Raw genomic sequence first — 21,774 nt, forward strand, 5'->3', positions numbered from 1 at the left:
CCCCTCAGCGGCGGTCGAGGAAGGCCGTCGACAGGAACTCCGCGAGCGCCTCAGGCGCGTCAAGCGGAAGCACCGCTGCGACGTACTGATCCGGGCGCACAACGACTACCGCGCCATCACGGCTCACGCCGCGCAGATCAAAGATGTCCTCACCCGGGTTCGCCGCGTAGATCTTCTCGTAGTCAGTCATGCCGAGCGGGCCCGACGCCGGAAGGAAGAGCTTCGAGAGCTCCTCGATCCGCACCTCGCGATGCGGCTGCTGCATCACCGCCTTCACATCGAAGACAGCGTCGAGGTCTGCGCCCGCGGGGGTAAATCGCTTGATCGGCGAGGCATCGTTCTCGAGCTGCCATTCAGCCCAGCGCTCGAGCTGTTCACCCGAGCGATCGGCGAACGCATACACACGGTAGCGGCCGTCGGCCCGGTGATGGTGACCAAGGTGCACCGGCACCGCGTCAGCAACCCGCGTCGTCATCACAGACTTGAACCGCTTGCCGATCGGGAAGCCGGAGGCGAGCGCCTGGTGAGACGCCCCGCCAGTGAGCATCGACTCGGTGTACTCGGTCATGAAACCCGCCGGGAACTCGGCCGTCTGCACGTAGAATTCCTCAAGCTGCGAGGGTGAGTCGAACTCCTCGGGCTTCTTCGCCATAAGCGTCGACCATTCGCGGTCAAAGTCGATGAGGTTCTTGGCGGTGACGCGACGTTCCTCGGAGTAGGTCGCAAGCAGCGACTCTGGGCTGCGCCCGTCAAGAACGTAGCCGAGCTTCCACCCCAGGTTCCAGCCATCCTGCATCGAGACGTTCATCCCCTGGCCAGCCTTCGCGCTGTGCGTGTGGCAGGCGTCTCCCATAAGAAACACGCGCCCCTTGCCATCGGGCGAGGTTTCCGCGTCGTCAAAGCGGTCAGTAAGACGGTGGCCCACTTCGTACACGCTGTGCCAGGGAACGTCACGCACGTCAATCGTGTACGGGCTGAGGATCGCATTCGCTCGTGCAATGATCTCCTCGAGCGGCGTATCGCGAACCTTGCGATCATCCCCCTCCGCGACCTCTCCGAGGTCAACGTAGATCCGGCACAGGTGGTTTCCCTCGCGCGGAATGTGCAGAATGCTTCCCGCCTCGGAGTGAATGATGCACTTCTTGCGAATGTCAGGGAAGTCAGTCACCGCCAGCACGTCCATGACGCCCCAGGCGTGCATCGATGTCGATCCTGAAAGCGATCCCCCGATCGAGCGCCGCACGCGCGAGCTCGCCCCGTCGGCACCGATCACATACTTCGCGCGCACGATGCGGGTCTTTCCGCGAACGGCGTCGGCCGACTCCTCGGCGTTGATGCCCGCGCCGCTCTGGCCAGTGACCTCCCGAAGCGTGACTGCGACCGGATACTCCCCCGCCCCGACTTCGAGTCCTTCGAACTCATAGCCATAGTCGACCTCGCCGCGCGCCGGGGCCCGGCGCGCATACTCGGCGAAGTAGTCGATCACTCGGGCCTGGTTCACAATGAGGTGCGGAAACTCGCTGATGCCCGCAGGGTCGTCATCAGTGACCGAACTGCGGACGATGTGCTTGGGGTTCTCAGGATCCGGCGTCCAGAAGTTCGTCTCAGTGATCTGGTAGGCCTCATCGATGATCCTTCTAGCGAAACCAAAGGCCTGAAAGGTCTCGACACTCCGGGCCTGAATGCCGTCGGCCTGACCGAGCACGAGACGCGAGTCACGGCGCTCAACGATGCGAGTCACGACGTTTGGGAACTGCGCAAGCTGCGCGGCTGCGACGATCCCAGCCGGGCCGGAGCCCACAATGAGCACGTCTACCTCATCTGGGAGCTCATCCGGGCGGTCGAGCCCGACGCCTGCGGCTGGCAGCACGCGCGGATCCGTGGAAACATAGCCATGATGGTGGAACTGCATGCGTGAACCTCACTTCATTGTGCCCGAGAGCCCCGTGTTCGCTATTTGAACACTAAATTCGAATACTGCACACCAGTGTATGTGCGCGCGACGCATCGCACAACATCAACCGACCGATACAGACAGAGGAGCGCCATTGGCCCCCAATACTCCCGCAGGTTCGCAGGCCCAGACCGCGGGGTCACAGACACTCGCGCGCGGTCTGCGGGCACTGGAGATACTGGCAGAAGCGGGATCCCCAATCTCAATCGCTCGCCTCTCCGAAGAACTCGGCGTGCACCGGTCGAACACCTACAGGCTCCTCCGCACGTTGGAAGACCACAGATTCGCGATTCGCGACGACGCTGGGCTTATCCGTCTCGGCCCACGTATTGCTGCGCTTGCACACGGCGTCGCGCCGCACCTGAACACCGCAGCAGCCCCAGTCCTTACTGAGCTCGCACACGACCTCGGCATGACCGCTTTCCTCACCGTGCTCGACGCCGGCGACATCGTCACCCTCGCATCGGTCGAACCCGGAAACGTCGACGCGAGCATCGCACGAAACCCTGGCGTCCGCCACCCATGGGACCGCGGTGCCCCAGGCCACGCAATCGAATCGACACTCTCCCCTGCCGAACGCGAGGCGGCTCTCGGCGGTGCCGAGACCAGCCCGGCCGCGCTCGAGGCACGGGCGCTCGGGTACGCACTCAGCGAGAGCGAGGTCATCGACGGGGTCACCTCGATCGCCGTTCCGCTGCGCATCCCTGGCGAGCCACCAGCCGCAATCGCGATCGTCCATTTCAGACTGCCAGAATCGGTCGACGCTGTCGCCCAGCGCCTGCACCGCGCCGCACGCGAGGTGCTTGCAAGCTACCGCTGAGCCGGCGCGGCTGCGATCCGCTACACTACACAGTGTCCACCCGCTTCGCCGGGTAAGGCACCCGAAAAAGGGGCGCTGCTGCGAGCACTCGCGAGACATACACGGTCACCATTCACCGCTCGATCCAATGAAGGATTCGTAGATGTCTCACATTCACCCCCGTTCGTCGACCCCTGTTTCGCTCGCCGCAGCCACCGCTCAGGCACTCGCTCGGCACGCCGATCAGAGTTTTGGCCTCATGGGCAACGGCAACGCCCACCTCATTGACAATCTCACCCAGGCTGGCGTGAGCTATACAGCGGTCAGGCACGAGGCGGCCACGGTTGCCGCCGCCGACGCATACACGCGCGTGAGCGGCAAGCTTGCGATCGCGACCACCACGTATGGCGCAGGTTTCACCAACACGTTGACGGCCCTCGCCGAGGCAGCACAGGCGCGCACGCCCATGCTGGTCGTCGTCGGCGATGCGCCGTCAAGCGGGCCGCGCCCGTGGGACGTTGACGAGGAGATGCTGAGCGCCGCCGTCGGCGTGCGCCTGTTCACACTCGGAGTCGCCGGGGTCGACGAGACTGTCGACAGGGCCACCCGCTACGCCCTACGCATGCGACGCCCAGTAGTGCTCGGACTCCCCTACGACCTCGTGGGCGCTGCGGTCGTTCAGCCGGACCCCGGCCCGGGCGCTGGCCCGGGCTCAATCGCATCAAGCGCGGCCGCCAGCACCCACGACGCTCCCGCCGCCCACTCCACCCTTCCGACGGAAATCGATCTGAGCGACCCAGCGGTGCTCGCGGAACTCTCGGTCTCGGTTGCCGCCACCGATCCTCAACCCGCGGCGCCCACCGCACCTGCACCGACCGCGATGATGCCGGGCGCAATTGTCTCAACCTCAACGGTCCCGGCACCCCACCGCATCGAAGCCGCCGCCGAGGCGCTGCTCGGCGCGAAACGACCGCTCATCATTGCTGGCCATGGCGCGCACCTCGCAGGCGCCGCCGCCGAACTCGGATCGCTCGCAGCCAAGCTCGGCGCACTCACCGCAACAACAGCCCTCGCGCGAGGGATCTTCCCCGAGACCACGTTCGACCTCGGCGTCGCGGGTGGGTTCGGGCAGCCCGAGGCGATGGCAGTTCTGCAGCAGGCCGATGTCGCACTTGTCGTCGGAGCTGGCCTCAACCAGTTCACCATGCGGTTTGGCGAGCTGTTCGGGGAGGGCACCACGGTGCTCCGGATCGACACTGAACAGGTGAGCGCCCCAAAGACGGTCCACCCCATCACGCACCACTTGCTGCAGGGCGGCGCCGTCGAGACGCTGCGCGCGATCCAGGCCGCGCTCGCCGACACACCTCGAATGACAGGCTGGCGCGACACGGTCTCTGGTCTTGAACCTGGCGGCACGCTGCGGTCGAGGCCCACTGGCGGGAGCGAGTTCTGCGCCGACGGCCTCCTCGATCCGCGGGGCGTCGCCGCCAGAATCGGTGAGCTACTCCCCGAAGACCGCCACGTCACGAGCGACGGCGGTCACTTCATCGGCTGGGCAAACATGTACTGGCACGTCGCGTCCCCTGAGCGCATGATCATGGTCGGCACCGCTTACCAGACAATCGGGCTCGGGTTCTGCACGGTACCCGGGGTGGCCGCAGCCGCGCCAGACTCGACAGTGGTTCTCACCACGGGTGATGGTGGCGGGCTGATGGCACTGGCAGACCTCGAGACCGCAATTCGAACGGCGCGAAGCCAGGTCATCGTCGTGTGGAATGACAGCGCGTATAGCGCTGAAGTACACCTGTACGGAGAGATGGGTCTCGACAAGGCGCCGATGCTCATTTCGACTGTGAACTTTGCGGGCGTCGCGTCGGCGCTCGGAGCGACCGGAGTTGTCGTCGAATCGCTTGCTGCCCTCGAGGCACTCAGTGCGTGGACAGCGGCGGGCGCGGAGGGCACCATTGTGCTGGATTGCCGGGTGTCCGGCTCGGTTGTCGCCGACTACCAGCGCGAGGTGCAGCGAGTGAACGGGCTCGACGTCCCAGCCGAGTAGGCCGAGGGCGGCTGAAGGGCCCGTCCGCCTGGCCGCCGCGCCCCTCGCCCGTCGGCCACGCCCGCGCCGGCGCGCCACGCCCGCTCGCCGGCCCGCCAAGCCCCCTCGTCGGCCCGCCATGCCCCCCTCGCCGGCCCGCCAAGCCCACTCGCCGGCCCGCCAAACAGCCCTACTCCCGCAGGAGGACCCCTTACAAACCGTCGGAATGATGCTCTGGTGCGGGAATGGGGCTCCGCGGCGGAGACGTCGGCGGGGGTCGGGCCGCGGAAGGTCGGCAGGAATAGGCGGAGCCCGGGCAGAGTGCGGGCAGAGTCCGGGCGGAGTCCAGGCGCAGTCCATGCGGAGCCCAGGCAGAGCCCGGGCTAGGTCAGTCAGAACCCGGGCACGACCGGGCACCGTCCTGGTGCTTGGCCCAGCCCTACAAGCACCGACGTCACACTCTCGCTGCTTCGCCCACAACCCGGCACAGAGGGGCGCAGCCAGCAGGTTGTTCACGCGTTGGTCAGACACTCCCTCGACCGCCTGAGTCGTGTCAAGCTCGCTCGATGTCTCCCAATCAACTTTTCGAAACCGCCGGAACGGCCCTCATCCGCACCCACGAACTCCTTCGGAGTGGGCTACGGGAGCGCGACATTGCGTTGATGCTACGAGTCGGTGAGGTCTTTCGAGTGCGGCGTGGCTACTACGTGCGCCAGACGACCTGGCGCGACGCATTGCCCGAGTTGCAGCACGCCATCGCAATCGTCGCCGCGCAACGTTCATCGCACTCTGCCCCAGTGTTCTCCCACCGCAGCGCAAGCATGATCCATGGGTGGCCTGTCTGGTCGGCGTGGTTGACCAGGACCCCGAGTGACCCGCGTCAAGTTCACACGATGAGCACGGTGCCCGGCAGTGGGAAGACAACCTCAACGAGGCATCGCCACCTGGCAATGCTGAACGACGACGATGTTGTGTCTGCTTCTCCTGTTCCCAGCTTGGACAAGTTCCACCACACCTCACCAGAACGAACACTCTTTGATCTCGCCAGAGCCGAACCCTTCAGCGTCGCCCTGGTCGCGGCCGACGCGCATCTACACGAGACAGCTTCCACTGGCCGAAAGGTCGATGCCCTGCAGGTGGCTGGCTGGCGCGCGCGAATGCAGGCCCGATCGCGCGCCCATGCTGGACGACCTGGTGTGCGGGCAGTCCGGATGCTCGCACAGCACGCGGACCCCCGGGCCGAATCGCCACTCGAAACCATCAGCCGGCTGCGATTTCTTCAGCTCGGGATTTCCGTCGAAACGCAAGTCTCCGTCCCAGCACCCAACGGCAACCGGTACTTCGTGGACTTCTACGCTCCCGAACTCGGTTTCTGGGGAGAGTGCGATGGCAAATCGAAATACGTTGGAGCTGCGGGCGACGGTCATTCCACCGCGGAACTCCTATACGCCGAGAAGCGAAGGCACGACTGGATAGCAGGGACGACGAACCTGCGCGGCATCCGATGGGGCGTGCGGGAGGTGCTGACGTGTGACCGCTTCGCCAGACATCTCAAAGCCCACGGAGTTGCGGTACCGGGGCTGCCGAGTCCCCTCCTGGAGCCAGAGACGCGGGGGTTCTTGGAACAGCTCCCGTAGACCTGCAGGCCAGGCGTCAAGGAAGCCGCCGACCGGGCGCCATGGCAGCCGCAGGGCGCCAGGCCAGAGAGGATCTTCCTTGCAAGTCCACCCCAAACCTACTGTCGGATAGGGGTGGTCTTGCAAGGAAGTTATCGAGTGGCGGCTGGGCGGGGCGCCCAAGCCCAGGCCCAGGCCCCGAAGGGGCTAGTACCTGGCGGCAGGCTCCCACACGAAGTGGCCCTGCTGCTGGACCTCTTCGTGCTCGGGGCCGAGCGGAATGTCGCTTCGGTCCCTGAGCAGCAGCGTCGCGACGAAGGCGACGACCATCACACCGGCGATGTAGAAGGCGACCGAGGTGGCAGTGCCAGTCGCTGCGACAAGCCACGTCGAGATCATCGGAGCGAACGCACCACCGATAATTGCACCAATCGCGTAGGTGATCGAGACGCCTGAGTATCGGATGGAGGCTGGGAACAGCTCCGTGAAGTATGCCGCCTGCTGACCATACGTGAGTCCGTTGCCGACTGCGAACAGCGAAAGGCCGAGGAACAGGAGCCACACATTGCCCGTGTTCACGAGTGGGAACAGGATGAAGATGACTGCCAGGAAGGCAATCCAGCCGGCGATGTAGGTCTTCTTGCGCCCGATCCTGTCGGAAATCACGCCAGCGGCGAATGTCATGATGAGCCATACGACTGATGCTGCCGCGACTGCGATCAGCACATCGGTGCGGTCCATGCCGACGTGGCCACCGTCAGCGATGGGGGTGGTCGCGTAGTTCTGGATGTAGCCGCCTGTCGTCATGTAGCCAGCAGCGTTGTTGCCTGCGAACGTGAGCGCCGCGAGAATGATGAGCAGCCAGTGCCGCTTGAAGAGCTGCAGCACGGGCGCCTTGGTCTGTTCCTTGCGCTCGGAGATCTCGGTGAACACCGGGCTCTCCTCGACCGAGCGGCGAACCACAATTCCGACGATGATGAGCACGAAACTCAGCAGGAACGGCACGCGCCAACCCCACTCGAGAAACGCGTCGCCAGGCGAGATCACGCCAGTCATGAGCGCGAGCACGCCCGAGGCGAGGAGCAGGCCGATCGGAACGCCGATCTGCGGGAACGCACCCATGCGTCCGCGCTTGCCGTCGGGAGCGTGCTCGACAGCCATGAGCACTGCGCCACCCCACTCGCCGCCCGTTGAGAGCCCCTGCAGGATGCGGAGCACCATGAGCAGCACCGGCGCGAGCATGCCGACCTGCGCGTAGGTCGGCAGGACACCGATGAGCGTCGTCGCTACGCCCATCAGGATCAGCGTCACTACGAGCATCGCCTTGCGGCCGATCTTGTCGCCGAAGTGGCCGGCGAGGAACGCCCCGAGCGGCCTGAACAGGAAGCTGACGCCGACTGTCGCGAACGACAGGATTGTTGCGAACTGCGGGCCTGCAGGTTTGAAGAACAGCTCTGCGAACACGAGGCCTGCTGCGCTCGCGTACAGGAAGAAGTCGTACCACTCGATGGTGGTGCCGATAACGGTGGCGGCGGCGACCCGCCGCAGCTCGCGCTGCGATGTGGGCGCAGCAGTGTGGGAGGACATACCCAGGAGACTCCTTTGTCGTTTAATGAACAGCGTGTGCGGTAATTGAACACCACAGCTCGAGGATCACCCTACATGATTCCCGGCCGGCGTGCCGCACTGCAGCACACTTAACCCACATGCGTAGTCACCCGATTCGGCCTCGACCGCAGCGCCCACCAAGCACGCACAGCTCAGACCACGCCACGAGACACGCACAAAAATGCCTGCTCACAATCACTTTCGAGCGAGCGCCACCAGAACGCGGTTGCCCCGCACCCCGAAAACCAGGGGTGCGGGGCAACCGCGAACAGATTGTCAGAATCCTCGAAGCTACGCGCCTGCGAGCTCAGCTTTCTTGCGCAGCCGCAGCGCGTGCAGCAGCGGCTCCGTGTACCCGTTTGGCTGGGTCGCACCCTCCAAAATAAGCCGGCGGGCAGCCTTGTAGGCAGTACCCGTGCCGCCCACGAGGGGCTCGTACGTACCGTCTGCGGCGTTCTGCCTGTCGACGATCTCGGCGCACCTCTCAAGCGCCGCGTCTACCTGCTCCGCAGTGATGATGTCGTGGAGCAGCCAGTTCGCGAGCAGCTGGCTCGAGATTCGCAGCGTCGCGCGATCCTCCATCAGCCCGACATCGTGAATGTCCGGCACCTTCGAGCAACCGACGCCCTGATCGATCCAGCGCACGACGTAGCCGAGGATTGACTGCACGTTGTTCTCAACTTCGGTCGCGACGATCTCTGGCGTGAGCGCCCCAGCGGGGGCGAGCGGGATCGTCAGCAGCGTCTCAAGACTGTCTGCCGCGAGCGCGGGTAGCCCGCGGCGCGCAACGAAGGCGTCCTGCTGGTGGTAGTGCAGGGCGTGCAGCGTAGCCGCCGTTGGCGACGGCACCCACGCAGTCGACGCGCCGGCGCGAACGTGCCCGATCTTCTGGTCGAGCATTGCCGCCATGAGGTCTGGCATCGCCCACATTCCCTTGCCGATCTGGGCCCGCCCATCGAGGCCGCAGTCGACGCCGATGGCGACGTTTCGTGCCTCGTAGGCCGGCAGCCAGGGCTGCTCGCGGATGGCGCCCTTCGGCAGCATTGCACCCGCCCGCATGGACGTGTGGATCTCGTCGCCGGTGCGGTCAAGGAAGCCCGTGTTGATGAACACGACCCGCTCACGTGCGGCAGCAATGCAGGCTGCGAGGTTTGCCGAGGTTCGGCGTTCTTCGTCCATAATGCCGATTTTCAGGGTGTTCGCCGGCAGGCCCAGTAGCTCTTCGACCCTGCCAAATAGCTTCGCGGCGAACGCAACCTCGGCGGAGCCGTGCATTTTCGGCTTCACGATGTACATCGAGCCTGCACGCGAGTTGCGCCCCTTCGCCGACCCGCGCAGCTCGGCGAGCGATCCGACAGCTGTCATGATCGCATCGAGGATCCCTTCGAACACCTCGGCGCCTGCCGCGTCGTGGGCCGCAGGGGTGCGCATAAGGTGCCCGACGTTTCGCACGAACAGCAGCGACCGCCCGGGGAGCACGAGCGTCTCACCGTTTGGGCCGGTGTACTCACGGTCGGGGTTTGCGGTGCGGGTGAACGTTTCGCTACCCTTCGATACCTGTTCGGCGAGTGTGCCATCCATCAGCCCGCGCCAGTTGCGGTATCCAAGTGCCTTGTCGTCGCCGTCGACAGCAGCGACCGAGTCTTCGAGGTCCATGATCGTGGTGAGCGCAGATTCGAGCTCGATGTCGTCGATGCCTGCGGCGTCGGTCGCACCGTTTGTTCCCGTTCGGTCGACGACGATGTCAATGTGCAGCCCGTTGTGGGTGAGGAGTACCCGCTCGGGCGCGGCCGCGTCACCCCGGTATCCGGCGAACGCCCCGGGATCTGCGAGCCCGCTCTGGCTGCCGTCCTTCAGCGTGACGATGAGCGCACCGTCAACGACGGAGTACCCCGTCGCGTCGACGTGGGAGCCGTTCGCGAGAGCAACGTGCGCGTCGAGGAGCCGCCGTCCCTCAGCGATGACGGCCGCCCCGCGGGCAGCGTTGTAGGTGTTGCCCGGGGCGAGCTCGCCCTCCCGCGAGATGGCGTCGGTGCCGTAGAGGGCGTCGTAGAGCGACCCCCATCGCGCGTTGACCGCGTTGAGCGCGAACCGGGCATTGAGCAGCGGCACGACAAGCTGCGGGCCCGCGAGCCGTGCGATCTCGGGGTCCACGCGGTCGGTGGTCACCGTAACAACAGCCGGCTCCGGCTCGAGGTACCCAATCTCCGTGAGAAACGCCCGGTACTGCGCAGGCTCCGGCTGACCCGGGTTCGCGGTGTGATACTCGTCGAGTTTGGCCTGAAGCTCGTCACGGCGGGCAAGCAGCCGCTCGTTCTCGGGGGTGAGGTCAGCGAGGATCGCAGCAGCCCCCTCCCAGAACGCTTTATCGGTGATGGCGCCTCCCGAAGCTCGGTCTGCGGCGAGCGCTTCCTCCGCGAACTCGACGATCGGTGTCGCGACAGCGAGCCCTGCGCGGGTTTCGGTGGGGGTCATTGGGGTGGTCTCCTCAGTAGGCGGCGTCAGGGGCAGTGCTGCCCCGTCCCAACCATATGGGCTTCGGGGTTGTTTTGGAATGTTGATTCCGTATTATGGAATTCGTGGAGAAACGCATCGGAGAACCCGAAGTTGAAGCGGCGCAGCGCGACACGGCGCCGCCCGGCCAAGTCCAGTCAGTTGCGCGCGCCTTCGCGCTCCTCGAGGCCCTCGCGGCGCAATCCGAGCCCATGTCACTGCAGCGACTTGCCGAGCGCACAGGGCTCGCTCAGCCCACCGCCCACCGGCTCTTGAAGACCATGCAAGAGCTCGGTTACACCCGCCAAACTGCCGGGCGAGAGTATGGCCTCGGGCCGGGCCTCATCGCGCTCGGCAACCGGGCTGCGCCCGAGCTCGCGGTGCGCGCGCAGCCCATGCTTCGCGAGCTCGAAGAGCTCTCGCAGGAGACGGCAAACCTTGTCGTGCTCGACGGCACGAACGCCGTGTACGTCGCCCAGCAACCTTCGCGGCACCAGATGCGAATGTTCACCGAGGTCGGCCGCCGGGTTCTGCCACACGCGGCGGGTGCCGGCAAGGCGATGCTCGCGACGTTGAGCGAGACGCGGGTGCGTGCGATCCTCGAGGCCACCGGACTTCCGAAATACACGGCCACAACGCGTACGACTGTCACCGAGCTCCTCCGCGAGCTACGAGACACCCGTGGGCGCGGCTACGCGCTCGACGACGGCGAGCGCGAGATCGGTGTCCGCTGCATTGCCGTCGCCGTGCCTGGCGCAACTCCTCCAGCCGCGCTCTCAGTCTCGGGCCCCGCCGCACGAATCACCGACGAGATGGTGCCGCAGGTAGTCGCAGCGCTGCAGAGCGCAGCCGCCCGCCTCGGCGGAGGCGCGCGCTAGGCCGAAAGGGGTCGGCCACACACCGCGGCCTGCTAGCATCCCGTCGCAACCGGCCCCACTCCGGTACGGACACCGGAGTCCGACGATGGAAGGCAGTTCAATGATGCACGCAGCCGACACACTCGCAGCCCTCGCGACAGCGCTCCCGCCGGAATCGCTCGTCACCGACCCAGCGTCCATGGAGGCCTACCGGTGGGATCGCGCACGGGACCCGAACGCCGGAGTCCCGCTCGCCGTCGTTCGAGCTTCGACGACGACGGAGGTCCAGCAGGCGGTCAGGATCGCCGGAGCGGCCGGCATGCCTGTCGTACCACGCGGCGCGGGCTCCGGTTTGTCTGGCGGAAGCTCCGCCGTCGAAGGCGGCATTGTGCTCTCACTCGATCGGATGCGGTCAGTCACGATCGACACGGCCACGCGCACCGCGACCGCCGAGCCCGGCGCACTCAACGCTGAGGTGAAGGCCGCGGCAGCGGCGCATGGGCTCTGGTACCCGCCGGATCCCTCGTCGTTCGAGTTTTGCTCGATTGGCGGCAATGTTGCGACGAACGCAGGAGGGCTGTGCTGCGTGAAGTACGGAGTCACGACCGACTATGTGCTCGGAATGACGGTCGTACTCGCCGACGGCACAGCAGTCACGCTCGGCGGGCCCAGGCTCAAGGACGTTGCCGGACTGTCGCTCACCAAGCTGTTTGTCGGGAGCGAGGGCACGCTCGGCGTTATCACCGAGGTGACGCTGCGCCTCATCCCCGCGCAGGGGGCCCGCACCACGCTCGTGGCAGCGTTTCCCACCCTCGCATCTGCGACCTCGGCAGTACTCGGGATCACCGCTGAGATGCGACCAGCAATGCTTGAGTTCATGGATCGGGAGACCGTGAACGCGGTCGAGGATGAGACCAGGATGGGCCTCGACCGCGACGCCGCAGCTATGCTCGTCGTCCAGTGCGACGAGCCAGGCGAGCACGCGGCAACGCTCATCGAGCGCGTGAACGAAATTTGCACCGCAGCCGGGGCGTCGGAGTGCTTCGCGACATCCGATGCTGAGGAGGGCGAGGCGTTCGCCATCGCACGCCGAATTGCGATTCCTGCCGTAGAGCGCCGTGGCACGCTCTTGCTTGAGGATGTTGGGGTGCCGCTTCCGAGGCTCGGCGACCTGGTCACCGGCATCAGCGAGATCGCTACCCGGCGCGAGGTGCCGATCGCCGTCGTCGCCCACGCTGGCGACGGAAACACACACCCGCTCATCGTGACCGACCCCAGCGACCCGGCGCAGTGCGCCCGCGCCGATCTCGCATTCGGCGAAATCATGGAGCTCGCAATCAGCCTCGGCGGAACCATCACCGGCGAACACGGCGTCGGGAGAATGAAGCAACCCTGGCTCGCGGACTACCTCGGGCCCGACGTCATGGAGCTCAATCGCCGCATCAAGCGCGCGCTCGACCCCGAGGGCATCCTCAACCCCGGCGCTGTCTACGGGTGACCGCTGAAACGGCGTGCCGTCGAGCACTCCGCGACACCTCAGGCTGGTCTTTCGAGATTTTCGGGGTAGTCTGTGCCCCATGAGTGGGCTGACCGTCTTGGAAAGCCTCGGCGCTTTCCGGGGCATGGTCTCGAGTTCGTTCGTGCCACTGGAGGTCACGAGGGAGCGAGAGCGCCGCGGCGCGCCATTCAGCGCAAGCATGGAGTCGCTCGACACCGACGGCATTGCGTTCACCGAGATCGCTGCGCTCCCGCACATCGTCGAACGCACCGCGGCGAGTATCGCTGACGGTGGCTCCGGTTTCTACAAGGTGAGTCTCATGCTGTCGGGCTCCGGCCACCTGGTGCAGGATGGCCGGGAGCTCGTCATCGGGCCTGGTGACCTCGCAATCTACGACACCTCTCGCCCGTACACGCTCGAGTTCGCCGACGAGTTTAGAACACTGATCGTCATGTTCCCGAAAGACCGTCTCGAGCTGCCCGCATCGCTCACCGACCAGCTCATTGCGGCGCCGCTCGCCGAAGAGCACCCTGGGCTCGTGCCGATTGTCTCGACCTACCTGTCGCAGTTCCCCGCCAGGCTCACCCCGCTCGCCGAGGGCGTGAGGGCGAAACTCGCGCACACGAGCCTCGACTTGCTCGGCACGCTCTTCGCCGACGTGCTTGACGCCTCGCCAGAGCAGCGCGACCCGCACCAGTTGCTGCTGCAGCGCATCTGCGGCTACATCGACGACAACCTCGGCTCCCCCGAGCTATCGCCCGGGTCGATCGCAGCCGCGCACTACATCTCAAAACGCCACCTCCACGTCTTGTTTCGCAGTGCAGACACGACGGTTTCGAGCTGGATCAGGGAACGCAGGCTCGAGCGTTCCCGCGCAGACCTCCGCGATCCGGCACTGTCCGATCGCACCGTCGCAGCCATTGCGACGAGGTGGGGGTTCAGCGACGCCGCGCACTTCAGCCGGCTATTCAAGGCGGCCCACGGAGTCTCGCCGCGGGAGTTTCGCGGCGTCTAGCCTTGGGCGTGACTTCGATCACCGCCCGTCAACGTGGCTGCGCCCACGTCCAAGCCAACGAAGCGGCCGGTTGCGATACTGAGGTGAGTTCACTCCCTCAACGGCGACAAGGACGGTTTCAATGACGCACGTTCCAGGCATTCATGCCCCCGATGTCACGCACACGCACGGCAAGCGGATCACGACGCCCACCGAGGTGCGGCACCCGCTCGACCCGCTCACCGGCGACGAGATCGCCGCGGCGCGCGCGATCCTCGTCGATGCCGGCCACTTCTCCGAGCACACACGGGTGCCCAGGATGCTCCCCGTAGATCCCGCGAAAGACGCACTCGCCTCGTGGCGCACGGGCGACCCGATGGATCGCAGGATCAGGGTAACGCTCCTCGAACGCTCGACGGGGGTCGCGTCGGAGGCGATCGTTTCGGTGACTCGCGGCGAGGTCGACTCGCTCACCGTGATTCCGAACGGCGAGGCACCCTACGGGCAGCCGCAGTACCTCTTCGAGGAATACGATGACGCGGCCGACATCGTGAAAGCCTCCCCCGAATGGCAGGCTGCGATGCGCCGCCGAGGGCTCGAGGAGCACATTGAGCTCGCGTTCTGCTCGCCGCTCGCCCCAGGCTTCTTCGGCCGCGAGGACGAGGTCGGCAAGCGAATCGTCCGCTCGCATACCTACCTGCGGTTCTCCGAGAACGACAGCCCGTGGGCGCACCCGATCGAGGGCCTCGTCGCGCACGTTGACCTCACCGAGCGGCGAGTCTTCAGGCTCGACGACGAGGGCGACGTGCCCGTCCCTGAGCAGCACGGCAACTACACGCTCGACGTGCAGGGCCCGGTGCGCACCTCTCTCAAGCCGATCGAGATCACCCAGCCCGAGGGCCCGTCGTTCTCCGTCGACGGCAGCCTGGTGCAGTGGGAGAACTGGAAGTTCCGCATCGGTTTCAACCAGCAGGAAGGCCTCGTGCTCAACCAGCTCACGTGGCGAGACGGCGATGAGGATCGCTCGGTCGCGACCCGCGCAAGCGTGCCCGAGATGGTCGTGCCGTACGGCGACACGTCGGTGAGCCGGCACTGGATCAGCTACTTCGACGCGGGTGAATACCTGCTCGGCAAGAACGCGAACTCGCTCGCGCTCGGATGCGACTGCCTCGGCGTCATCCACTACTTCGACGCGTTCGTCCCAGACGACCACGGCAACCCAGTCGTCATACCGCAGGCCGTCTGCATGCACGAAGAGGACTACGGCGTCCTCTGGAAGCACACAGACCTCGCGGGCAACGCCGAAACACGGCGCAGCCGCAGGCTCGTCGTGAGTTACTTCACCACAATTGGCAACTACGACTACGGGTTCTTCTGGTACTTCTACCTCGACGGCTCGATCCAGATGGAAGCGAAGGCCACAGGCATCGTGTTCGCCGGCGCCGGGATCCCTGGCAGCGAGAATCCGCACGGTCCCGAGATCGCGCCAGGCATCTTCACTCCCGTGCACCAGCACATCTTCTGCGTGCGACTCGATGTCGCAATCGACGGCGAGGACAACACGCTGCACGAGATCGAGGCGGCAGGGATTCCGACGGGCCCCGAGAATCCATACGGCAACGCGTTCACTTGGACGAGCACGCAGCTCACCAGCGAGCTTGAGGCGCAGCGGATCGCGAACGGGCTGTCATCACGGGTATGGGAGGTGCGCTCCGCTCACCGCACAAACTACGTTGGTAAGCCGACCGCGTACTGGCTGATCCCCGAGGGCAAGATGCTGCTCGCGGCGCAGCCAGAGGCGACCGTGCACGGGCGCGCGGCGTTCGCGACGAAGCACCTGTGGGGCACGCAGTACGACGCCGAAGAGCTTTACCCTGCAGGCTTCTACCCCAACGCGCACGAGCCGGGCGCCGGGCTTCCCGCGTGGACAGCGGCAGACAGATCGCTCGACGGCGAAGACATCGTGCTCTGGCACTCGTTCGGGCCGACGCACATCCCCCGCACCGAAGACTGGCCGATCATGCCGGTTGACTACTCGGGCTTCTGGTTCAAGCCGCACGGGTTCCTCGACCAAAACCCGGCGATGAACCTCCCTGAAGACGCTCGCGCCGGCGCCTCCTGCGCGGGCGACTCCGGGCCCAACGCCGGGGCCGCAGGCGGGTGCTGCGCTGGCGGTGGATGCGGCTGCTGCGCAGGCGGGTCATGCCGTTGCGGCGGCGCGGCCTGTGCGTGCGGACGGCCGCGCGCGTAGCGGCGAACCACCACGCTCCAACGTCGACTTTTACTCACCCTTTCACAGATGGAGAACCCACATGTTGAGCTACGAAGAGCTACTCGCCGCCGTGACCGCAAACAGCGGCGACAGCCGCGAGGTTCGCGATCCAGCGACCGACGCGGTCATCGGGCAGGCGCCGGTGAGCGACGTCGCAGCGCTCGAAGCGGCGATTGACACGGCAGAGAAGGCCCAACGAGAATGGGCAACGCTCGGCTACGAGGCGCGGAGCGAGATGCTGAACCGCGCGGCCGACGCAATCGAAGCCCACGCTGAGCCGCTCGCCGAGTTGCTCTCGCGTGAGCAGGGCAAGCCGCTGAACGGCCCGAACGCGAGGTTCGAGGTCGGCGGCTGCGTCGCGTGGACGCGGGCCGCAGCCGACACCCCGCTCCCCGTCGAGGTTGTCGTGGATGACGAGTCGGGCTACGCCGAACTGCACTACCGCCCGATCGGCGTCGTCGGCGCGATCTCGCCATGGAACTGGCCGATGATGATCTCGATCTGGCAGATCGCCCCATCGCTGCGCATGGGCAACACTGTCGTGCTGAAGCCAGCGGAGACAACGACCCTCTCCGTGCTCGCGCTCGTGCACGTGATGAACACAGTGCTCCCGAAAGGCGTACTGAACATCGTGCCGGGCCCGGGCCGCACCGTCGGCGACGCGCTCACGCGCAGCCCGAAGATTGGCAAGATCATGTTCACTGGGTCCACCCCGGTCGGCAAGCGCATCATCGAAGCCTCGGCCCCGAACGTGACGCGGCTCACGCTCGAGCTCGGCGGAAACGACGCGGGGATCGTGTTGCCCGACGTAGATCCGAAGGCGATCGCTGAGGATCTATTCTGGGGCGCGTTCATCAACACTGGCCAGACATGTGCCGCGCTCAAGCGCCTGTACGTGCACGACTCGGTGTACGACGCTGTCGTCGAGGAGCTTGCGGCGGTGGCCGCGGCTGTGCCAATGGGTGTGGGACTCGACGAACAGAACGTGCTCGGGCCGCTACAGAACCGTGCGCAGTTCGACATCGTCGACAGGCTCGTCGAATCGGCGAAGGCCTCGGGCGCGCGGGTTGTGCTCGGCGGGAACCCAGACCGAGAGGCCGTCGGCAACTTCTACCCGGCGACGCTCATCGCCGACATCGATGCCCACCAAGAACTCGTGCTCGAGGAGCAGTTCGGCCCCGCACTGCCAATCATCCGGTACTCCGATGTCGATGAGGCTGTCGCGCTCGCGAACGAACTCGAGGTTGGCCTCGGCTCCTCCGTCTGGTCGTCTGACCGCGCCAAGGCGCTCGAGGTCGCGGCACGGCTCGAGGCTGGCACGACCTGGATCAACTCGCACGGCGGCCTGCACCCGATGATCCCGTTCGGCGGGGCAAAGCAGTCGGGCTACGGCAGGGAGTTTGGCGTGCTCGGTTTGAAGGCCGTCGCTGAGCCGCACGTCATCAGCGGCTAACCCGTCGGTGCGCCCCACACAATTGAGGAGGGCCTCCCGGGACGATTGTCCCGGGAGGCCCTCCTCATCTGCGCTACTTACGCCTGCGCTAGTTACCAGCGCGGCTTGCGCTTGCCGTCAGCACGGTCATTCCCGCGGTCGTTTCCGCCGTAGCCGCCACGATCGCCGCCGTAGCCCCCGCGTCCGCCGCGGTCGCCGCCGCGATCCCCACGGTCATCGCGTCCGCGGTACCCGCCGCGATCGCCACCGTATCCGCGATCGTTGCCACCGCGATCGCCGCGCTCGCCGCCGTAGCCACGGTCGTTACCGCCGCGGTACCCACCACGGTCGCCGCCGCGGTCGTTGCCGCCGCGGTACCCACCACGGTCACCGCCACGGTCGTCGCGCCCGCGGTACCCACCACGGTCACCGCCACGGTCATCGCGTCCGCGGTACCCGCCTCGGTCGCCGCCGCGGTCGCCGCCGCGCCCACCGCGATCGCCGCGATCTTCCCAGCCCTTGCCACGCGGGCTTGGGCCAGAGTCTTCGCGAAGCTCAATGAGCTTGCCGCTGATACGGGTGTCTGCAAGCGCGGCCACCGTCTCGGCCGACAGCTTCTTCGGGAGCTCAACAAGCGAGAAGTCATCGCGCACCTGAATGCGACCGAAGTCGTCGCGGGTGAGGCCACCCTCGTTCGCGATCGCACCGATGATCTGGCCCGGCTGAATCTTCTGACGACGTCCGACCTCGATGCGGTACATCTGCAAGTCATCGCGCTGCGCGCGCGGCTCACGCTTGTCGCGGTCGAACCTGCCGCCACGATCGTCGCGGCCTCCGCGATCCCTGTGGCGCTGACCGTCCTCGAGGAAGCGGGCAGCCTGCTGGCGGTCACGCGCGAACTTCTGGTCGTCTGCCTCGTCAAGCAGCAGCTTCGTCTTACCCTGCGAGACAACCGCGAGCGCTGCCGCGACATCGGTCTCGGGAACATCGTGGTGACGCACATAGTGGTCGATGATGTCGCGAAAGCGCTCGATGCGGTCCGTCTCCCCGAGCGCCGCGGTGATCGCGTCGTCGAAGCGGGTGAGGCGGGTCGCGTTGACCTCTTCGACACGGGGCAGCTGCATCTGCGTGAGCGTCTGCTTCGTTGCCTTCTCGATCGACGTGAGCATGCGACGCTCGCGAGGCGTGACGAAGCTGATCGCGTCGCCAGAGCGGCCAGCGCGGCCCGTACGGCCAATGCGGTGCACGTACGACTCGGTGTCGATCGGCAGGTCGAAGTTCACGACGTGGCTGATGCGCTCGACGTCGAGACCGCGCGCCGCGACGTCAGTGGCGACGAGGATGTCGAGGCGCCCGTCCTTCAGTGACTGCACCGTGCGCTCGCGCACGTTCTGCGGCACGTCGCCGTTGATCGCGGCAGCCGAGTAACCGCGTGCGCGGAGCTTCTCGGCAACCTGCTCGGAATCGCCTCGGGTGCGCGTAAAGACGATGAGGCCATCGAAGTCTTCGACCTCGAGAATGCGGGTGAGCGCGTCAACCTTCTGCATGTAGGAGACAACGATGTACCGCTGCGTGATGTTTGAGGAGGTCTGCGTCTTGCCGGCAATCTTCACCTCGCGCGGATCGTTGAGGTACTGCTGCGAGATGCGGCGAATCTGGTTCGGCATCGTGGCCGAGAACAGCGCGACCTGCTTCTCCTGCGGGGTATCGGCGAGGATCGTCTCAACGTCTTCTGCGAAGCCCATCTTCAGCATCTCGTCGGCCTCATCAAGCACGAGGTACTTGATCTGTGTGAGGTCGAGCGAGCCGCGCTTCAGGTGATCCATGATGCGGCCCGGGGTACCCACGACGATGTCGACGCCGCGGCGCAGCGCCGAGAGCTGCTGCCCGTACGCCTGACCGCCGTAGACGGGAAGCAGGTGCACCTCGGGAAGCTTCGACGCGAAGCTCTCGAAGGCCTCACACACCTGGAGAGCGAGCTCACGGGTCGGCGCGAGCACGAGGGCCTGCGGCACGCCCTGGCCGGGCTCGATGCGCGACAGGATCGGCAGCGCGAACGCAGCGGTCTTGCCAGTACCGGTCTGCGCGAGGCCGACGACGTCGCGCCCTGACAGGAGGGTCGGGATCGTCGCAGCCTGAATGGCGGACGGGGTCTCGTAGCCGACCGCGGTGATCGCTTCGAGCACCTTCGGCGCGAGGCCGAGGTCTGCGAATGTCACGCGTTCAGCGTCGGCCTCTGCGGCTGGGGCCGGCTTCTCGGAAGCGGGCTCAGCGGCAGGGCTGGAATCGGTCGATGAATCGGATGAAGTTTCGGGAGCAGTCACAGGTGCAGTCTCAGAAGTCGCTTCTGGCGTCTCGGTCTGCGCGTCAGCGGTTGCGGTCTCGGCAGCGATGGTCTCGTCTGCGGACTCGGGCGCGGTGTTCTCGGAAGAGGGCATCGTATCAGTCTACACCCTCATGGCAAACGCCGAGGAACACTCTCGCGCATCACCCCGGCGGTCTGGGCTAGAACACAGGACTCGGATCGTATACGATCTGAGATATGGCCGCGACTGGATCTCCCAGCCGGGGCCGCACACCACGCACCACACCCCGAAGAAGCGGAGGCCCCTGTGCTCGATCCCTCTCAAATCGCATCGATTGCCGACGAACTCGTCCAAGCGGACCACGACCGCGCGGTGCTCCCCCGACTCACGTCTCGCTACCCCGACATGGTGATCGAGGACTCGTACGCGATCCAGAAGGAATGGTCTGATCGCCGCATCGCCGCTGGGGCCCGCCTTGTTGGCCACAAGATTGGCCTCACGTCGAAGGTGATGCAGGTCGCGACAGGAATCACCGAACCAGATTATGGCGTGATCCACGACGATATGGTCTTCGAGTCGGGCGCAACGCTCGAGTTCGACCGTTTCTCAAATGTTCGCATCGAGGTCGAGCTCGCGTTCGTGCTTGCGAAGCCGCTCGCCGGCCCAAACGTGTCGCTGTTCGACGTGCTCGACGCAACAGCGTACGTCGTCCCAGCGCTCGAGGTATTGAACTCGCACCTAGAACTCGAGGGCCGCACGATTGTCGACACCATCTCGGACAACGCCGCGATGGGCGCGATGGTCGTGGGCGGCCGGCCAGTGAAGGTCGACGATGTTGACCTCACCTGGGTGCCAGCGCTGCTGTACCGCAACGAGACGATCGAGGATTCGGGCGTCGCTGGCGCCGTGCTCGGGCACCCCGCGCTCGGAGTGGCATGGCTCGCGAACAAGCTTGCCCAGCACGGGCAGTCACTCGAGGCCGGCGAAATCATCCTTGCGGGCTCCTTCACCAAGCCCATGTGGGTCGAGCGCGGCGACACCGTGCACGCAGATTACAACGGACTGGGGTCAGTAACGTGCCGATTCATCTAGAACTTCCGCCGACACTCCGCGATCGCCTCGCCGAGTCCGATCGTGCACTGATCGGGCTGTGGGCAACCGCTGGCAGCGCCGTGAACGCCGAGATCGTCGCAGGAAGCGGCTGCGACTGGGTGCTCCTCGACGCCGAGCACTCCCCCAATGGGCTTGAGTCGCTGCTCGCACAGCTGCACGCGATGGCGCCATACCCGGCGACGGTCGTGGTCCGCCCACCCTACGGCGACACCGTCACAATCAAGCAGTTTCTCGACCTCGGGGCACAGAATCTACTGATCCCGATGGTCGACTCGGCGGAACAGGCCGAGGAGGTCGTACGGGCAACGCGCTATGCACCCGAAGGGACCCGCGGGGTCGGTTCGGCACTCGCACGCTCCGCACGGTGGAATCGCGTCGAAAACTACCTGACTCGGGCACACGACCTGGTGAGCGTGACCGTGCAGATCGAGTCGGTCTCGGCGGTGAGTGACGTGCAGCGCATCGTGGCCGTCGACGGCGTCGACGCCGTGTTCGTCGGCCCGGCAGACCTCGCCGCCTCGATGGGCCTTCTCGGCCAGCAGTCACACCCGGCCGTGATTGACGCGGTGTTGCACGTCATTTCGGCCGCGCGAGCCGCTGGCAAACCTGTCGGGGTGAACGCGTTCGTCCCAGAGCAGGCGGAGCGCTACATCGAGGCCGGGGCGAACTTCGTCGCGGTGGGCGCCGATGTCGCGCTTCTCGCACGCGCGACCGAAGCGCTCGTCGAACAGTTCATCCCGACTGAACCTGGTGGCGCTTCTTCGGGTGGCGCTGCCACACCACGCGCCAGCTACTAG

At 66.0% G+C, this 21,774-nt stretch carries 14 protein-coding genes; 10 read left to right on the top strand and 4 right to left on the bottom strand.

Annotation, left to right across the window (positions count from 1 at the left end; all coding sequences use genetic code 11):
* Positions 1 to 4 precede the first annotated feature (4 nt).
* Positions 5 to 1,912, bottom strand: coding sequence for an FAD-dependent monooxygenase (locus ACF07D_RS00940; RefSeq protein ID WP_255809424.1), 1,908 nt, complete (start codon positions 1,910 to 1,912; stop codon positions 5 to 7).
* Between the two features lie 136 nt (positions 1,913 to 2,048).
* On the opposite strand from ACF07D_RS00940, the gene ACF07D_RS00945 reads away from it, so the two are divergent.
* From ACF07D_RS00945 to ACF07D_RS00955, 3 genes are all read left to right on the top strand, one after another.
* Positions 2,049 to 2,774: an IclR family transcriptional regulator gene (locus tag ACF07D_RS00945; RefSeq protein ID WP_255809423.1), complete on the top strand. Its 726-nt coding sequence runs from the start codon at positions 2,049 to 2,051 to the stop codon at positions 2,772 to 2,774.
* Between the two features lie 142 nt (positions 2,775 to 2,916).
* A complete protein-coding gene (locus ACF07D_RS00950; protein WP_391503562.1) occupies positions 2,917 to 4,809 on the top strand; it encodes a thiamine pyrophosphate-binding protein in 1,893 nt (630 codons plus the stop codon).
* 929 nt (positions 4,810 to 5,738) lie between these two features.
* On the top strand, positions 5,739 to 6,425 hold the full coding sequence (locus ACF07D_RS00955) for a hypothetical protein (protein WP_391503563.1): 687 nt from the start codon (positions 5,739 to 5,741) through the stop codon (positions 6,423 to 6,425).
* 186 nt (positions 6,426 to 6,611) lie between these two features.
* On the opposite strand, the gene ACF07D_RS00960 is transcribed toward ACF07D_RS00955, so the two are convergent.
* Both ACF07D_RS00960 and ACF07D_RS00965 read right to left on the bottom strand, forming a co-directional pair.
* Entirely contained in the window at positions 6,612 to 7,991 is a 1,380-nt protein-coding gene (locus tag ACF07D_RS00960; RefSeq protein WP_391503564.1) for an MFS transporter, read from the bottom strand.
* Positions 7,992 to 8,303: 312 nt separating this feature from the next.
* Entirely contained in the window at positions 8,304 to 10,487 is a 2,184-nt protein-coding gene (locus tag ACF07D_RS00965; protein WP_391503565.1) for a malate synthase G, read from the bottom strand.
* A gap of 104 nt (positions 10,488 to 10,591) precedes the next feature.
* Here ACF07D_RS00965 and ACF07D_RS00970 point away from each other — a divergent pair, with 104 nt between their 5' ends.
* From ACF07D_RS00970 to ACF07D_RS00990, 5 genes are all read left to right on the top strand, one after another.
* On the top strand, positions 10,592 to 11,383 hold the full coding sequence (locus tag ACF07D_RS00970; RefSeq protein WP_391503566.1) for an IclR family transcriptional regulator: 792 nt from the start codon (positions 10,592 to 10,594) through the stop codon (positions 11,381 to 11,383).
* A gap of 100 nt (positions 11,384 to 11,483) precedes the next feature.
* The gene (locus ACF07D_RS00975) at positions 11,484 to 12,860 is read left to right on the top strand and encodes an FAD-binding oxidoreductase (protein ID WP_391503567.1); all 1,377 of its coding nucleotides are present in this window, start codon (positions 11,484 to 11,486) and stop codon (positions 12,858 to 12,860) included.
* Between the two features lie 79 nt (positions 12,861 to 12,939).
* Complete coding sequence (locus ACF07D_RS00980; protein WP_391503568.1) at positions 12,940 to 13,875, top strand: helix-turn-helix domain-containing protein; 936 nt, start codon at positions 12,940 to 12,942, stop codon at positions 13,873 to 13,875.
* Between the two features lie 121 nt (positions 13,876 to 13,996).
* Positions 13,997 to 16,105, top strand: a complete 2,109-nt coding sequence (locus ACF07D_RS00985; protein ID WP_391503569.1) for a primary-amine oxidase — start codon at positions 13,997 to 13,999, stop codon at positions 16,103 to 16,105.
* A 61-nt stretch (positions 16,106 to 16,166) separates the two neighbouring features.
* Positions 16,167 to 17,579, top strand: a complete 1,413-nt coding sequence (locus ACF07D_RS00990; protein ID WP_391503570.1) for an aldehyde dehydrogenase family protein — start codon at positions 16,167 to 16,169, stop codon at positions 17,577 to 17,579.
* 92 nt (positions 17,580 to 17,671) lie between these two features.
* On the opposite strand, the gene ACF07D_RS00995 is transcribed toward ACF07D_RS00990, so the two are convergent.
* Positions 17,672 to 19,996, bottom strand: coding sequence for a DEAD/DEAH box helicase (locus tag ACF07D_RS00995; protein WP_391503571.1), 2,325 nt, complete (start codon positions 19,994 to 19,996; stop codon positions 17,672 to 17,674).
* Between the two features lie 174 nt (positions 19,997 to 20,170).
* Between ACF07D_RS00995 and ACF07D_RS01000 the strand changes: the two genes are divergently transcribed.
* Complete coding sequence (locus ACF07D_RS01000; protein WP_391503572.1) at positions 20,171 to 20,956, top strand: fumarylacetoacetate hydrolase family protein; 786 nt, start codon at positions 20,171 to 20,173, stop codon at positions 20,954 to 20,956.
* Positions 20,941 to 21,774, top strand: coding sequence for an HpcH/HpaI aldolase/citrate lyase family protein (locus ACF07D_RS01005; RefSeq protein ID WP_255809413.1), 834 nt, complete (start codon positions 20,941 to 20,943; stop codon positions 21,772 to 21,774). Before ACF07D_RS01000 ends, ACF07D_RS01005 begins: the two co-directional genes overlap by 16 nt.

Origin of the sequence: Leucobacter sp. NPDC015123, from assembly GCF_043080205.1 — a bacterium.
GTDB lineage: Bacteria > Actinomycetota > Actinomycetes > Actinomycetales > Microbacteriaceae > Leucobacter > Leucobacter aridicollis_A.

What these genes read in the sequence shown, in the direction of transcription:
- ACF07D_RS00940 (WP_255809424.1), bottom strand. Translation starts at nt 1,912, where the DNA reads ATGCAGTTCCACCATCATGGCTATGTTTCCACGGATCCGCGCGTGCTG.
- ACF07D_RS00950 (WP_391503562.1), top strand. Translation starts at nt 2,917, where the DNA reads ATGTCTCACATTCACCCCCGTTCGTCGACCCCTGTTTCGCTCGCCGCA.
- ACF07D_RS00955 (WP_391503563.1), top strand. Translation starts at nt 5,739, where the DNA reads ATGCTGAACGACGACGATGTTGTGTCTGCTTCTCCTGTTCCCAGCTTG.
- ACF07D_RS00960 (WP_391503564.1), bottom strand. Translation starts at nt 7,991, where the DNA reads ATGTCCTCCCACACTGCTGCGCCCACATCGCAGCGCGAGCTGCGGCGG.
- ACF07D_RS00965 (WP_391503565.1), bottom strand. Translation starts at nt 10,487, where the DNA reads ATGACCCCCACCGAAACCCGCGCAGGGCTCGCTGTCGCGACACCGATC.
- ACF07D_RS00975 (WP_391503567.1), top strand. Translation starts at nt 11,484, where the DNA reads ATGATGCACGCAGCCGACACACTCGCAGCCCTCGCGACAGCGCTCCCG.
- ACF07D_RS00980 (WP_391503568.1), top strand. Translation starts at nt 12,940, where the DNA reads ATGAGTGGGCTGACCGTCTTGGAAAGCCTCGGCGCTTTCCGGGGCATG.
- ACF07D_RS00985 (WP_391503569.1), top strand. Translation starts at nt 13,997, where the DNA reads ATGACGCACGTTCCAGGCATTCATGCCCCCGATGTCACGCACACGCAC.
- ACF07D_RS00990 (WP_391503570.1), top strand. Translation starts at nt 16,167, where the DNA reads ATGTTGAGCTACGAAGAGCTACTCGCCGCCGTGACCGCAAACAGCGGC.
- ACF07D_RS00995 (WP_391503571.1), bottom strand. Translation starts at nt 19,996, where the DNA reads ATGCCCTCTTCCGAGAACACCGCGCCCGAGTCCGCAGACGAGACCATC.